At 62.2% G+C, this 14,925-nt stretch carries 12 protein-coding genes; 7 read left to right on the top strand and 5 right to left on the bottom strand.

Annotation, left to right across the window (positions count from 1 at the left end; all coding sequences use genetic code 11):
- From VFL62_RS20335 to VFL62_RS20325, 3 genes are all read right to left on the bottom strand, one after another.
- The coding region (locus VFL62_RS20335; protein ID WP_325174179.1) for an allantoate amidohydrolase at positions 1-1,235 on the bottom strand (1,235 nt) is incomplete at its 3' end.
- A 5-nt stretch (positions 1,236-1,240) separates the two neighbouring features.
- Entirely contained in the window at positions 1,241-2,176 is a 936-nt protein-coding gene (puuE, locus tag VFL62_RS20330; RefSeq protein ID WP_325174178.1) for an allantoinase PuuE, read from the bottom strand.
- 1 nt (position 2,177) lies between these two features.
- Complete coding sequence (locus VFL62_RS20325) at positions 2,178-2,591, bottom strand: DUF3830 family protein (protein ID WP_325174177.1); 414 nt, start codon at positions 2,589-2,591, stop codon at positions 2,178-2,180.
- Between the two features lie 297 nt (positions 2,592-2,888).
- On the opposite strand from VFL62_RS20325, the gene VFL62_RS20320 reads away from it, so the two are divergent.
- Entirely contained in the window at positions 2,889-3,362 is a 474-nt protein-coding gene (locus tag VFL62_RS20320) for a tripartite tricarboxylate transporter TctB family protein (RefSeq protein WP_325174176.1), read from the top strand.
- 62 nt (positions 3,363-3,424) lie between these two features.
- Entirely contained in the window at positions 3,425-4,918 is a 1,494-nt protein-coding gene (locus tag VFL62_RS20315; RefSeq protein ID WP_414644789.1) for a tripartite tricarboxylate transporter permease, read from the top strand.
- A gap of 76 nt (positions 4,919-4,994) precedes the next feature.
- Here VFL62_RS20315 and VFL62_RS20310 read toward each other — a convergent pair whose 3' ends face one another.
- A complete protein-coding gene (locus VFL62_RS20310) occupies positions 4,995-6,200 on the bottom strand; it encodes a BtaA family protein (protein ID WP_325174174.1) in 1,206 nt (401 codons plus the stop codon).
- A 443-nt stretch (positions 6,201-6,643) separates the two neighbouring features.
- On the opposite strand from VFL62_RS20310, the gene VFL62_RS20305 reads away from it, so the two are divergent.
- The gene (locus tag VFL62_RS20305; protein ID WP_325174173.1) at positions 6,644-6,967 is read left to right on the top strand and encodes a multidrug efflux SMR transporter; all 324 of its coding nucleotides are present in this window, start codon (positions 6,644-6,646) and stop codon (positions 6,965-6,967) included.
- Between the two features lie 12 nt (positions 6,968-6,979).
- On the opposite strand, the gene VFL62_RS20300 is transcribed toward VFL62_RS20305, so the two are convergent.
- On the bottom strand, positions 6,980-7,993 hold the full coding sequence (locus tag VFL62_RS20300; protein WP_325174172.1) for a YbhN family protein: 1,014 nt from the start codon (positions 7,991-7,993) through the stop codon (positions 6,980-6,982).
- 209 nt (positions 7,994-8,202) lie between these two features.
- On the opposite strand from VFL62_RS20300, the gene VFL62_RS20295 reads away from it, so the two are divergent.
- From VFL62_RS20295 to VFL62_RS20280, 4 genes are all read left to right on the top strand, one after another.
- Complete coding sequence (locus VFL62_RS20295; RefSeq protein WP_325174171.1) at positions 8,203-8,424, top strand: hypothetical protein; 222 nt, start codon at positions 8,203-8,205, stop codon at positions 8,422-8,424.
- Positions 8,425-8,748: 324 nt separating this feature from the next.
- Positions 8,749-10,038 (top strand): MdtA/MuxA family multidrug efflux RND transporter periplasmic adaptor subunit, encoded by a 1,290-nt coding sequence (locus VFL62_RS20290; RefSeq protein ID WP_325174170.1) that lies wholly within the window; start codon positions 8,749-8,751, stop codon positions 10,036-10,038.
- Positions 10,035-13,136 carry an MdtB/MuxB family multidrug efflux RND transporter permease subunit gene (locus VFL62_RS20285; RefSeq protein WP_325174169.1) on the top strand — a complete coding sequence of 1,034 codons (3,102 nt, stop codon included), beginning with the start codon at positions 10,035-10,037 and terminating at the stop codon, positions 13,134-13,136. Before VFL62_RS20290 ends, VFL62_RS20285 begins: the two co-directional genes overlap by 4 nt.
- A 9-nt stretch (positions 13,137-13,145) precedes the next feature.
- A partial coding sequence (locus VFL62_RS20280) for an efflux RND transporter permease subunit (RefSeq protein ID WP_325174168.1) occupies positions 13,146-14,925 on the top strand: 1,780 nt, incomplete at its 3' end.

Here is a 14,925-nt window from a genome sequence, read left to right as displayed (position 1 = left end):
CGCAGCAGCACTCGCGCGCCAGCATCGGCGTCGGCGACTTCGACATGCTCGTCCGGATGATGGCTGATGCCGCCGCGGCAGCGCACGAAGATCATCGCCACATCGGCGATGTCGACCATCGCCATGCCGTCGTGGCCGGCGCCGCTTGCGAGTTCGAACGCCGGGTAGCCTTCGGCGGTGACCGCTTGCGCGATTTGCGCCTTCAGCCATGGCGCGCATGGCACGGTGCGGTTTTCATGGGTGACATCGAGCTGCAGCGCGAGATTTCGCCGTTTCGCAATCGCCTCGATCCGCCGCACCATTTCAGTGACGGAGCGGTTGCGGCGCAGGTCAGTCGGCGCGCGCATGTCGATGGTGAAATGCGCCTGGCCGGGGATGACGTTGGTCGCGCCGGGGCTCGCATGGATATAGCCGACGGTGCCGACCAGGCCGCCGTCATCCTCCAGGCACAATTGCTCGATGGTCGCGATGCATTCGGCGGCGCCGGAGAGCGCATCGCGCCGCAGCGCCATCGGCACGGTGCCGGCATGACCGGCCATTCCCGTCAGCCGTGCCGCAAGCCGTGTCGCGCCGGCGATCGCGCTCACCACGCCAACCGGCAGATTGTTGGCTTCGAGCACCGGTCCCTGCTCGATGTGCAGCTCGATATAAGCGAGCAACTCGCTACGCGCCCGGGCTGCCGCGCCGATATGGTCCGGATCGAGACCGAACTGAACCAGCGCATCGCGCATCGACGTTCCGGCTGCATCCTTTGAGGTCAGCACACGCTCGTTGAAGGTACCGGCCACGGCGCGGCTGCCGAGCAAGGTCGAGGAAAAGCGCACGCCCTCCTCATCGGCGAACGCGACGACCTCGATCGCAAACGGCAGCCGGCGGGCTCGCTTGTTCAAATCGGCGACGCAGGAGATCGCGGTGATGACGCCGAGCGGGCCGTCCCATTTGCCGGCATCGCGAACCGTATCGTAATGCGAGCCCAGCATCAGACATGGCAGACCGGCACGTTCGCCTTCGTAACGGCCGCAGACATTGCCGATCGCATCCAGATGCGCGGTCATGCCGGCCTCACGCATCCAGTTCATGATCAGATCGGCCGCCGCGCGATGTTCGGCCGTGAGAAAGACGCGCGTCAGGTGATCCGGCGTCTCCGAAATCGCCGCCAAGCGATTGATCCGGCCAACGATCTCTTCGCCGAGCGGCGAGGTCTTCGTCGTCTTTTTTGAGTCAGTCGCGCCCATGGCGGCTAGCCTAGCTGCGGCGCATCGGCCGCTAGATGCGAGAGGTTGGCGTGCCAGTGCTCGGCGATTTGCAGCCGCGTCGGCACCCAGACCCGCTCGTGGCTTGCGATGTAGTCGAGAAAGCGGATCAGCGCGGCGGCGCGGCCGGGACGGCCGACCAGCCGGCAATGCAGCCCGACCGACATCATCTTTGGCGAGGTCTCCCCTTCGGCATAGAGCACGTCAAAACTGTCCTTGAGATAGCTGAAGAACTGCTCGCCATTACCGAAGCCTTGCGCGTTGACGAAGCGCATGTCGTTGAGATCGAGGCTGTAGGGAATGATCAGATGTGGCCCGGCCGCGCCCTTGATCCAGTACGGCAGATCGTCGGCGTAAGAGTCGCAGGAATAAAGAAATCCTCCGGCCTCCATTACCAGGCGGACGGTGTTGATCGAGGTGCGGCCGGTGTACCAGCCAAGCGGACGTGTCCCCGTCACCTCGGTATGCATGCGGATGGCATCGGCGATCTCGACCCGCTCTTCCGCCTCCGACATATCCTTGTGCTCGACCCATTTCAGGCTGTGGCTGGCAATGTCCCAGCCGGCTTCCTTCATGGCGGCGACCACCTCCGGGTTCCGCTTCAGCGCCGTTGCGACGCCAAACACCGTGACCGGAAATTTTCGCTCCGTGAAAATCCGAAAGAGCCGCCAAAAGCCCGCGCGGGAGCCGTATTCGAACATCGATTCGATGTTGGCGTGGCGTTGTCCCGGCCATGGCTGCGCACCCAGCACGTCCGACAGAAACGCTTCCGAGGCGCGGTCGCCGTGCAGGATATTGTTCTCGCCGCCCTCCTCGAAATTCACCACGAACTGCACGGCGATGCGCGCGTTGCCGGGCCAGTGCGGATGGGGCGGATTGCGGCCGTAACCACGGAGATCCCTCGGATATCCGCCTCCGACCATTTCAGACCTCCTCGATGCGAACCTTTTGCGCGCCCTTGTAGAGCACGGTCCGGCCAAGCGTGTAGAGGTTCTCAAGTCCCGAGGTCAGGGTGATGAAGTGATTGCCGGCGAGCTGGCCCATCTTGCTGGCGAAATGCACCCCGCCATAGGCCAGCAGTATCTCGGTCTCGCTGATCCCGCCGGGATAAAGGATCATCTGGCCCGGCGCCGGATAGCTGGTGTGGTTCTCATAGCCGACGCCGAAGTCGAGATCGCCGAGCGGCATCCAGACCCCCTCGCCGCTCCAGCGCACATGGACGAACTCGCTGTTGAACGGCATGGCCTTGCGGAACGCCGCACAAGTTTTGGGCGCCAACTGCTCTTCGAAGCGGGCCTGAAAGGTGAAGTCTCCGGCGTGGACGATGAGTTGGCTCATTCAAAAAATCCGCAAATGACGTTTCGAGGGGATGATTTGCCCATCGATAGTCGAATTCAAAGGCCTTTGCTACCTCGTAAAGCCCCCCGGCGCGATCATGCCGCGCCGCGATATCGGTCCCGGCCGGGCCCCATCCGCCTGCGATATTTTGTCGATTTTATCGCTCGATAAACTGGGCTAGGCTCGTTAGACCAATGTCGGTTCCTTCCCGCACCAAATGTGAAACGCGGCTGTATCGACAGGCTTGGCTGCGCCGGGTAGGGTCGCGGCCCTAAAATAAGGTTCGGGAGAGACGCGTTGTCGGGAAAGTCCACCTGGAAACGGGATTATTATGCCGGCGGCCTGATGGTTTTGCTTGGGGTCGGAGCCGCCATGACGGGCTCGGGCTACAAGTTCGGCAGCCTCGCCCGGATGGGTCCGGGATTCATGCCGGTCGTGCTCGGCATCGTGCTCGCTTTTGTCGGCATCCTGATCGCGGCAACCGCGTTTCTGTCCTCCGAGCCCGATGACAGCAAGTTTCTGCCGGACCATCCGCAGTGGTTCGGATGGCTCTGCATCCTTGCTGGGCCCGTTCTGTTCATCGTCGTTGGATACTATGGCGGCATGATCCCGGCGATCTTTGCCTGCGTGTTCGTGAGCGCACTCGGCGACAAGACGGCGACATATAAATCGTCATTCGTTCTGGCGTGCAGCGTCACCGTGTTCGGCGTGCTGCTGTTTCACTATCTGCTGAACATTCCCTTCCCGTTGCTGCGCGGAGTGAACCTGTGATCTCAACCGCGCTCACCGATCTCTGGTATGGCTTCGGTGTCGCGCTCGAGCCGCACAATCTGATGTATTGTTTCCTCGGCGTGCTGGTCGGCAACATGGTCGGCGTGTTGCCGGGCATGGGCCCGGTCGCCACCATCTCGATTCTGTTGCCGCTCACCTTCGGCATGCATCCGGTGCCGGCGATCCTGATGCTGTCCGGCGTGTACTACGGCGCCCAATATGGCGGCGCGATCTGCTCGATCCTGCTCAACCTGCCATGCCATCCGCCGCACGCCGTCACCTGTCTTGACGGCTTTCCGCTGACCAAACAGGGCAAGGGCGGTACCGCTCTCGGCATCACGGTCATCGCAGCGTTCGTCGGTGCCTCGTGGGGCATCACGGAAATGATCTTTCTCGCGCCTATCCTGGTCAAGGTGGCGCTGGAATTCGGCCCGGCCGAGGTTTGCTCGTTGATGCTGGTCGGCCTGATCGCGGGATCGACGCTCGCCAAGGGCTCCCCGCTCAAGGGCATCGCCATGACGGTGTTCGGCCTGTTGCTCGGCATCGTCGGCTCCGACATCGAGACCGGCCAGCCACGCTTCACCTTCGGCATCACCGAGCTATTCGACGGCATCGAAATCGCCGCACTCGCGCTCGGCATGTTCGGCATCGCCGAGTTCATGAACAGCATCAATAATACCGAAGCTGTCGACATGAAATACGCCAATGTCGGGATTGCCGACATGTTCCCGTCGAAGGACGACCTCAAGAAATCATTCTTTCCGATGATCCGCGGCACCATCATCGGCAGCCTCTGCGCGCTGATCCCCGGCACCGGGCCCACCATCGCTTCGTTCGTGTCTTATGCGACGGAGAAGAAAGTCTCGAAAACGCCGGAGCGTTTCGGTCACGGCGCCATTGAAGGCGTCGCCTGTCCCGAGGCCTCGACCCACTCCTCGGTGCAGGGCGACTTCATTCCGACCATGAGCCTCGGCATCCCCGGCGATACCGTGATGGCGCTGTTGCTCGGCGCGCTGATCATCCACGGTATCGTGCCGGGACCGCAACTGATCAGCCAGCACGCCGACATCTTCTGGGGCCTGATCGCGAGCTTCTGGATCGGCAACATCCTGCTGGTCGTCCTCAACGTGCCGATGATCGGACTGTGGGTAAAACTGCTCTCGATCCCCTACCGCTACCTTTATCCGAGCGGGCTGTTCTTCGTCTGCATCGGCGTCTATGCCGCCAGCAACGACATGTTCCAGGTCGGCGAGACCCTCGTGATCGGCGTCGTCGGCTACATCCTGCTGCGGCTGGATTTCCACCCCGCCCCGATCCTGCTCGGCTTTGTGCTCGGTCCGCGTTTTGAGGAAAACTTCCGCCGCAGTCTCCTGATCTCCCGCGGCGACCTCATGACCTTCATCGAACGCCCGATCAGCGCGTTCTTCCTGTTCATCGTGGTCGTGCTGCTCGCCGCCCAGATCTATGTCTGGCTGCGCAAGCCGAAGGCGGTGGAGGAGGAGAAGGCGATCGAGGCACAGGTCCCCGCGACCGGATATTCGGAGCTCGCGGAGTAATCGCGCTTCAAGGCAGGTTACCTGCCCTGGTAATTCGGCGGACGGCGCGCGAGAAGTTAGATAAGCGCCACCCGCTTCAGCGCCGGCCGTAGCAGTGGAAGCCGCCGTAGACGCCCGAGCGATCCAGCGCAAAGCCGACCGCGCTGCGCTCGTCGTCCCGTTGCCAGATCCGCTGCAGCGAAGCCAGTTCCGGGCTTTCGATCGGCGATCCCTCGGCTGCGGTACGGAAGATCACATGGACATTGTCGGTGCCGGCGCGATCGATCGCCGTCCACAGGCCGCGGATTTCCTCAGCGGCCATCCAATCCTGAGAGTCCAGAAGAATGACGGCGTCGACCTCGCGCGCCGGCAGACCATCCAGAAATTGTTTGAGGCTGGCGTGGTGCGGAATGATCAGGCCGGCACCGTTGCGCATGCGCTCATACTGGCGGCGCTGAAGGTAAGGCGGCAAACAGCGGTCGCCCGGACCGATATAGCCGCGATGTAGCGCCTGCCAGGCAAAATAATTGGCTTCATTCGGCTGTCCGTCGATCAGGCGCAGGAGGCGCTTGTGAAGCACCTCGTTCAAGGGTGCGCCACCTCCGAGCCGGGCGCGCTGTCGCCGCGGGATGCCGAGACTGAACAATAGCGCCGGCGTCGCGGTGATCAGGCGGGCGGGCCAGGAATGAAAGGCCCGATCCAGCCGTCGCAACGCCTCGAGGCGCGCGGGCGCGTCCAGCCTTCCGTTCAAAAGTATCGCGGGGTCGATACCGCACAGCTTCGCCACGACATGCGCGAAGCCGATGAAGCGGCCGAGCATGCCGTGGCGGTAAAAGCCATCGGTGAAATAGGCATGGCGCGGACGACCGAGGATATTGCGCTTGTCCCAGTAGCCGCGCGCCTGCGCATCGAGAAAAGGCCGCAGCCGCTCGCGGTAAAGATCGCTGTTGGCCGGCGAGTTGGCCGCGCCGAAGAACTGCCAGAAATCCGCATAGTCGGAAAACGCCCGCAGCCCGGCCAACTTCAGTTTGAGCAGGGCCAGATGGGCTTCGTTGAGATCGACGGCATAGACCTGCGCCGGCCGCGCCATCAGATAAGAAAGCGCGTTACATCCGCCCGAGGAGATCGTGACGATGGTCGAGCCGACCGGCAGACGCAGCGCCGCGAGGTCGGCGACCGGGTCCTCCCAGATCTGGGTATAGACCAGGCGACGAAGCCAGAACGCATACAGCCTGTCCCAGACCGTTGCTTCAGCATCACTCATGCTGTTGCGAACGGCATCGGCGATGAGCTGGCTGTTCATGCGAACCTCTCGTGTCCCGATTCCGAAGTTCGTTGCATCTTACGGAGCCAGGTTTCGAACTTCGGAATCGAAAGGACACTAGCTAATTTATTGATCTAGTGTGGCTTTGGTTCGGAAGTCCGCATGACGAACTCGCGGCAGTAATGATGCGGACTTCTGAACCGCCACACTGCTCAACAATTCAGCCAGAATAACGCGCGCTCGCTGCAGTTTTGCGACAGCGGTCCGGAATCGCCCGATGGCGATGCCGTTGGATCGTCGCTCGTTTTTCAGGACAGCGCCGGGCCTGTCACATGGATGTCGTGCGAACATCGCATGGAGGATCACGACCAACCGCGACGAGGGCTATTCATGTCGGCTCCGCCTCAAGCTACCGGCGTCACCGCAGGGATCGAGGCCTCGCCTCGCGGCACCCGGCACGTCACCGTTTTGCCGAGGTCGCTGTGACAGGCTGGCTCGCGGTATTCGCGGCGGGTCTGTTCGAGATCGCCTGGGCTTTCGGATTGAAATATTCCGACGGCCTCACCCGGTTCTGGCCCACGGTCGCCACCGCGCTTGCGATCCTGGCGAGCTTTGCGCTGATGTCGTTTGCGCTCAAGTCCCTGCCCTTCGGCACGGCGTATGCGATCTGGACCGGCATCGGCGCCGCCGGCAGCATCGTGATCGGAATGGTCATCTTCAGCGAACCGACCGATCCGGTCCGCATCATCTGTCTGACGCTGATCGTCGCGGGCATGGTCGGACTGAAGCTCAACTCGCCGGTGTAAACCGACGTTCAGCTACTTTGCCTGTCCGCTTTCCTTGCGCCGCAAACTGCGCCATCCCTCGACGACGCCAAACACGCACAGCGCGAAGATGAAGGGCAGGAAGTGATACATCAGGCGGAACATCAACAGTGCCGCCACCAGCGGCTCCTTGTCGTCCTTGCCCAGTCCGATCAGGAAGGTCGCATCGAAGACCCCGATGCCGGCCGGCGTGTGGCTTGCAAAGCCCAATAGCGTCGCGGCGATGAAAACCGCCATGATCGGGAAAATTCCGATATTCGGCCCAGCGGGAATCAGCACGTACATCGCAAGCGCCGCCGCCCCGAGATCGAAGATGCCGATCACGATTTGCAGCAACACCAGCGGCCCTGAAGGAAGCCGCACCGGCCAGCGCCTGGTGCCGATGTTGCGCGGAAACCAACACCAGCTCAGGAAGCCGACGACGCCGAGCAGCAGCGCCATCGCAATCCACTGGTTGACCTTCGGCGGCAAAAAATCGACCAGGCTGATCGCGTCGGGCGCAAAGAACAATCCGATCCCGAGCGCGGTCAGGTTGCCGAGCCAGAACGTCAGCCCCGTCAGAAAGCAGATATTGGCGACCTCGAACGCGCCGAGGCCATGATACGAATAAACCCGGTAGCGGATCACCGGCGAGATCAGCGAAACGGCGCCGATGCCGTGCGCGATCGGGTAGCTGGTAAAGCTCGCGAGCGCCGCGGTTCGATAGGATATCTCGGTCCGGCCGATGGTCCGCAGCGCCAGCAAGTCATAAAACGTCAGGCTGGCGTAGGAGGTGACCACCAGCGCGGCCGCCAGCGCAACGAGCGAGATATTCGTGTGTCTGATGACTTCGAATACCTCGTTGGTGTCGATCGTTTTCAGCGTGTGGGTCAGCGCGAAAATCGCGATCGCCGCAATGGCAATGCTGACGACAATACCGAGGCCTTTCAGCCTGCCCTTGCCGGGCGATTTGGTCGGCGCGATTACCTTCAGTGTGTTCATCCGCAGGCGAGCAATATCCCTTGTCATGCCATCGATTCGCGGCGGCTGACACCGTCAGATGGCACGCAGATGTGACAATCGCGTTACCAAACGTTTCCGAGGCAAGGCGGCCGATATTTCAAGCCTTAAGCGATTCAAGAAAAGTTGCGCGTGCAAACCCATTGCCGACGCATTGTGGTCGCATCGGATTCACGCGCTTCCCGTAAACGGAGCAAGCGACTCACGACCGAGGCAGCATGAGCGACCAGAACGATATCGACCTACGACCCGACCAGTGGGAAGCGTTGAAAGCCCTCCGTTCACCCTTTGCCGGACTGCCCGCTTCGACCCGGCTGGCGCTCGAGGGCCTAATTGCGCTCGGCCTTGCGAGAATCGACGACCGCGTGCCCGCCATTACGGATAAGGGGCGCAAGGCCCTGGTCAGAGGCTCGTTCAGCCTGATGGATTCGGCTGCCTGAAGACAAGCCGCGCCTGTTTCCTCGGGGACACGAATCTGCGCGATTCCCCCTTGGCCACGGCCTTGTGGCGGCGGACGGATCGGATAACAATGTGTCGTTTGGGCCCGATCAACCGTCCTGGTCTTCGAACCATCTGAACGGCCCAAGCGAGATTTGATTGTTGCCTGGCAGTCGCGGTCGAAACAAAAAGTGCAATTCTTTCCTATTGTTAATGCGACACCTGAAGCCGGGACGTTCAAATAGGGTTGGCAGCGGCCCCTGGAGGCGGTTCCTGCGGCAAATGGCGGACAACCCCGCTCACATTTCTCATCTGATGGCAGGTCTATGAACCAACCGATTAAGAACTTTGAAGAAGCTCCTTCGCTTGGTTCTGCGCAAACCGCCAAACCGCGGCCTGTCCGGCGCTTCGTCCTGACATCGATCGTCATCCTGCTGGTGGTCGGCGGCATCGTCTGGTGGACCAAACAGGCGACGCCGCCGCCGGAAAGCGCACGCGGCCGCAATTCCGGTCCGATGTCGATCGTTCCCGAAGCCGTCGGCAAGGGTGACATCGGCATCAACATCAATGCGCTCGGCACCGTGTCGTCGCTCGCGACCGTGACCGTCCGCACGCAGATCAGCGGCTATCTGATGAAGATTGATTTCACGGAAGGCATTGAGGTCAAGAAAGGTGACCTGCTGGCCGAAATCGATCCACGGCCTTACGAGGCTACGCTGGCGCAGGCGAGAGGCCAACTGGCGCGCGATGAAGCCGCCCTGAAGGGCGCGCAGGTCGACCTCGCGCGCTACCAGGGGCTCGCGGCACAGAACGCCGTGCCGCGCCAGACGCTCGACACACAGGTTGCGCTCGTCGCCCAGAACCAGGGCACGGTTGAAGCCGACAAGGCGTCGGTGAAGTCGGCTGAAGTCAATCTGGCCTATTGCCACATCGTCTCGCCGATCGACGGGCGCGTCGGCCTGCGCCAGGTCGACCAGGGCAATTACGTTACCCCGGGCGATACCAACGGTCTGGTCGTCATCACCCAATTGCAGCCGATCAGCGTGCTGTTCACGGTGCCCGAAGACAATCTCCAGGCGATCGCCAAGCGCATCCAGGCCGGTGCGGTGTTGCCCGCCACCGCGCTTGACCGCACCGGCGCCAACAAGATCGCCGACGGAGCGCTGCAAACCTTCGACAGCCAGATCGATCCGACCACCGGAACGATCAAGTTGCGCGCACAATTTCCCAATGACGATCGGTTGCTCTACCCGAACCAGTTCGTCAACATCCGCCTCCTGCTCGACACCCACAAGGACGTGACGACGATGTCGACCGCCGGCATTCAGCGCGGCGCGCCCGGCACCTTCGTCTATCTCGTCAATGCCGACAGCACGGTCTCGGTGCGCCCGGTCAAGCTTGGCGTCACCGACGGTGACCGCGTCGAGGTTCTGTCCGGCCTCAACCCGGGCGACCGCATCGTCATCGATGGCGCCGACAAGCTCCGCGACGGCGCCAAGATCGTCATCCGCTCGGAGACTCCTCCGGCGCAGGCCAATCCTGGTCAGGCGCCGGCCGAACCCAATAAATCCGGCGGCGGCAAGAAACGGCGTTCCGAGGGTGGACAACAGCAATGAGCCCTTCGCAACCGTTCATCCTACGACCGGTCGCAACCACGCTTCTGATGATCGCCATCATGCTTTCGGGCCTGCTGGCTTTCCGCTTCCTGCCGGTCGCAGCGCTCCCTGAGGTCGACTATCCGACCATTCAAGTGCAGACCTTCTATCCGGGCGCCAGTCCGGATGTGATGACCTCGTCCGTGACCGCACCGCTGGAGGTGCAGTTCGGGCAAATGCCGAACCTCAACCAGATGAGTTCGATCAGTTCGGCCGGCGCTTCCGTCATCACTCTGCAGTTCGGCTTGACCATCTCTCTCGATGTCGCCGAGCAGGAGGTACAAGCCGCCATCAACGCCGCCGGCAACCTGTTGCCGTCCGATCTTCCGGCGCCGCCGATCTATGCCAAAGTCAATCCCGCCGACGCGCCGATCCTCACGCTGGGCCTGACCTCCAAAACGATGAAGCTCACGGACGTCGAGGACTTCGTCGACACGCGCCTGGCGCAAAAGATCTCTCAGCTCCCCGGCGTTGGCCTCGTCAGCCTCTCGGGCGGGCAGCGGCCGGCAGTGCGCATCCAGGCCGACATCCGCAAGCTTGCCGCCTACGGACTCAATATCGACGACCTGCGCACCACGCTTGGCACGGCCAACGTCAACACGCCGAAAGGCAATTTCGACGGCGCGATGCGCGCCTACACCATCAACGCCAACGACCAGATCAGGAACGCAAGCGATTACAAATCGCTGATCGTCGCCTACAAGAACGGCTCGCCGGTCCGCCTCAGCGACGTCGGCGACGTCGTCGACGGCGCGCAGAACGACAAGCTCGGCGCCTGGATGAATGAAACGCCGGCCGTCATCATGAACATCCAGCGCCAGCCCGGCGCCAACGTCATAGCGGTGGTCGAGGGCATCAAGGCGCTATTGCCGCAACTGCAGGCCTCGCTGCCGGCGGCGATCGACGTCAATGTCCTGACCGACCGCACGATCACGATCCGCGCTTCCGTCGAGGATGTCGAGTTCGAACTGACGCTCGCGGTCATCCTCGTGGTGCTCGTGATTTTCGTATTCTTGCGCAACGCGCGCGCGACCTTGATCCCGAGCCTGTCGGTGCCGCTGTCGCTGGTCGGCACGCTCGGCGTCATGTACCTGTTTGGTTTCAGTCTCAACAATCTGTCCTTGATGGCGCTGACGATCGCGACCGGTTTCGTGGTCGACGACGCCATCGTCGTGATCGAGAATATCTCCCGCTACCTCGAGGAAGGCGACAGCCCGTTGCAGGCTGCGCTGAAGGGCTCGGAACAGATCGGCTTCACCATCATTTCGCTGACGGTGTCGCTGATTGCGGTGCTGATCCCGTTGTTGTTCATGGCAGATGTGGTCGGGCGCCTGTTCCGCGAATTTGCCATCACCCTTTCGGTCACGATTCTGATCTCGGCGGTGGTTTCACTGACCCTGGTGCCGATGGCCTGCGCCAAATTGCTCAAACCGGAATCCCACACTCGGGAAAACGCATTCCAGCGCCGCAGCCGCGAGGCGTTCGACTGGATCATCGAGATGTATGGCCATGCCCTCACCTGGGTGCTGGACCATCAGCCGCTCACGCTGATGGTCGCACTTGCGACCTTCGTGCTGACCGGGCTGCTTTATGTCGTGATCCCGAAAGGCTTCTTCCCGCTTCAGGACACCGGCGTCATCCAGGCGATTTCCGAAGCGCCGCAGTCGGTGTCCTATGCAGCGATGGCCGAGCGCCAGCAGCAGCTCGCCTCGATCATCCTGAAAGACCCTGACGTCGTCAGCCTGTCCTCGTTCATCGGCGTCGACGGCACCAACACGACGCTCAACAACGGGCGCATCCTGATCAACCTCAAGCCCTACGCCCAGCGCAAGTCCGACGTTTCTACCGTGATGCGGCGAATCCAGAACGCGACGGAGTCGCTGGCCGGCATCACGCTATACATGCAGCCGGTGCAGGACTTGACCATCGAAGGCACGGTTTCCAAAACGCAGTATCAGTTCATTCTGCAGGACGCCGATCCGGCGCAGCTTTCCGAATGGACGCCGAAGCTGGTCGACAAACTGCGAGCGCTGCCGCAGCTCGGCGATGTCGCCAGCGACATCTCCGATCAGGGACTTTCGGTCTTTGTCGAGATCGATCGCGACCAGGCCGCCCGTTTCGGCATCACGCCGGCGACCGTCGACAATGCGCTCTACGATTCCTACGGTCAGCGGATCGTCTCCACCATCTTCACCAATTCCAACCAGTACCGCGTCATTCTGGAAGCCGATCCGCATCTGCAAACCTCGCTGCAATCGCTATCGGACATCTATCTGCCCTCCTCGGTCGGCTCGACGCCCGTTCCGCTGGCGACGCTTGCAAAATTCCGGCAGGAAACCGCGCCGCTGCAAGTCTCGCATCTCGGGCAATTCCCGTCAGCCACGGTATCCTTCAACCTGGCGCAGGGCGCCTCCCTCGGCGATGCCGTCAACGCGATCAAGCAGGCACAGGCCGATATCGGCCTGCCCGCCAGCGTGATCACCAGCTTCCAGGGCGCGGCGCTGGCGTTTCAGTCCTCGCTTTCCAATCAGCTGTTCCTGATCTTGGCGGCGATCGTCACCGTCTACATCGTGCTGGGCGTGCTCTATGAGAGCTTCATCCACCCCGTGACGATCCTGTCGACACTGCCATCCGCCGGCATCGGGGCGCTGCTGGCGCTGATGATGGCCGGCGACGATCTCACCATCGTCGCCATCATCGGTATCATCCTGCTCATCGGCATCGTGAAGAAGAACGCGATCATGATGATCGACTTCGCCCTCGACGCCGAACGTCACGAGGGCAAGTCGCCGCGGGAGGCGATCTATCAAGCGTGTCTGCTTCGCTTCCGGCCGATTCTGATGACGACGATGGCCGCCGTACTCGGCGCCCTGCCCTTGATGCTCGGCACCGGCGCCGGCTCCGAGCTGCGTCATCCCCTCGGCATTTCCATCGTCGGCGGCCTTCTGCTCAGCCAGCTCCTGACGCTGTTCACGACGCCGGTGATCTATCTCTGGTTCGATCGCCTCGCGATCCGCTTCTCCGGCCGTTCGGGCGAAACCGCCCAGCCGGCGGAATGAGAGCTAGCGATGGGTCCCTCAACCCCATTCATTCGCCGGCCGATCGGAACAACGCTGCTGACCTTTGGCCTCGCCGCCGCCGGCGTGGTGGCATTCTTCAAGCTGCCGGTATCGCCGCTGCCGCAGGTCGACTTTCCGACGATCTCGGTACGGGCCACCTTGCCGGGCGGCAGCCCGCAGGATGTGGCCACCACGGTGGCAAGCCCGCTCGAGCGTCATCTTGGCCAGATCGCCGACGTTACCGAGATGACCTCGTCGAGCACGGTGGGGGGCGTCCGCATCACCCTGCAGTTCGGCCTCAACCGCAACATCGACGGCGCGGCGCGCGACGTGCAGGCTGCGATCAATGCCGCACGCGCCGACCTGCCGACCAGCCTGCGGACTAATCCGACCTACCGCAAGGTCAATCCGGCGGATGCGCCGATTCTGATCCTGACGCTGACGTCCGACACCATGACGCGCGGCGATCTCTACGACGCCGCGTCGACGGTGCTGGCGCAGAAGCTGTCGCAGGTCGAGGGCATCGGCGAAGTGGTGGTCGGCGGCAGTTCGCTGCCCGCCGTGCGCGCCGAACTGATTCCGCAGGCGCTCTACAAATACGGCGTCGGCCTCGAAGACGTGCGGGCGGCGCTGTCCAGTGCCAACGCGCACAGCCCCAAGGGCGGCATCGATGTCGGCGACCAGCGCTATCAGATCTATGCCAACGACCAGGCCAACAAGGCCGACGACTACAAATCCCTGATCGTCGCCTACCGCAATCGCGCGCCGGTCCGTCTTTCCGACGTCGGCGAAGTAACGGACTCTGTCGAAAATCTGCGCAATGCGGGCCTGGCCAACGGCAAGCCGGCGGTGCTGATCATTCTCTACCGGCAGCCCGGCGCCAATATCATCTCGACCGTCGATCTGGTGAAGGGGATGATGCCCCTGCTCAGGGCGTCGGTTTCGCCGGCCATCGACATCAATCTGGCCGTCGATCGTTCGATTACCATTCGGGCTTCACTGCACGATGTCGAACGCACCCTCGTTCTCGCGGTCTTGCTCGTGATCGTTGTGGTCTTCGCGTTCCTGCGCAGCCTGCGCGCCACGCTGGTGCCGCTCGTCGCGGTCGCGGTGTCGCTGATCGCGACCTTCGCCGCGATGTATCTGTTCGGCTACAGCCTCGACAATCTTTCGCTGATGGCGCTGACGGTTGCGACCGGCTTTGTCGTCGACGACGCGATCGTCGTTCTCGAAAACATCACCCGCCATCTCGAGGACGGCAAGTCGCCGCTGGAAGCGGCGCTGAAGGGCGCCAGCGAAGTCGGCTTTACCGTGCTGTCGATGAGCATTTCGCTAATCGCTGTGTTCATCCCGATTCTTCTGATGGGCGGCATTATCGGCCGGCTATTCCGCGAATTCGCGATGGTGATCTCGATTTCGATTTTGATCTCGCTCGTGATTTCGCTGACGACGACGCCGATGATGTGTGCCGTGCTACTCCGTCACGAGGTCGGGCAGCACGGGCGGCTCTATCGGACCAGCGAGCGCTTGTTCGAGGCCATGCTGAACGTTTACCGGCGAACCTTGGCCGTGGCCCTGCGGCATCCGGCCCTGATGATGTTGCTGCTCGCCGCCGTGCTCGGTCTCAACTTCTATCTTTACGACGTGATTCCGAAGGGCTTTTTCCCGCAGCAGGACACCGGGCGCCTGGTCGGCTCGATCCAGGCAGATCAAAGCATCTCGTTCCAGTTGATGCAGAAAAAGCTGACGCAGTTCATCAACATCATCAAAAGCGATCAGGCCGTCGAAA

This window comes from Bradyrhizobium sp. (assembly GCF_035701725.1).
In the GTDB taxonomy this organism is placed as follows: domain Bacteria; phylum Pseudomonadota; class Alphaproteobacteria; order Rhizobiales; family Xanthobacteraceae; genus Bradyrhizobium.
Note: the sequence above shows the minus strand (reverse complement) of the source record. Positions and strands in the feature narration are given on the sequence as shown.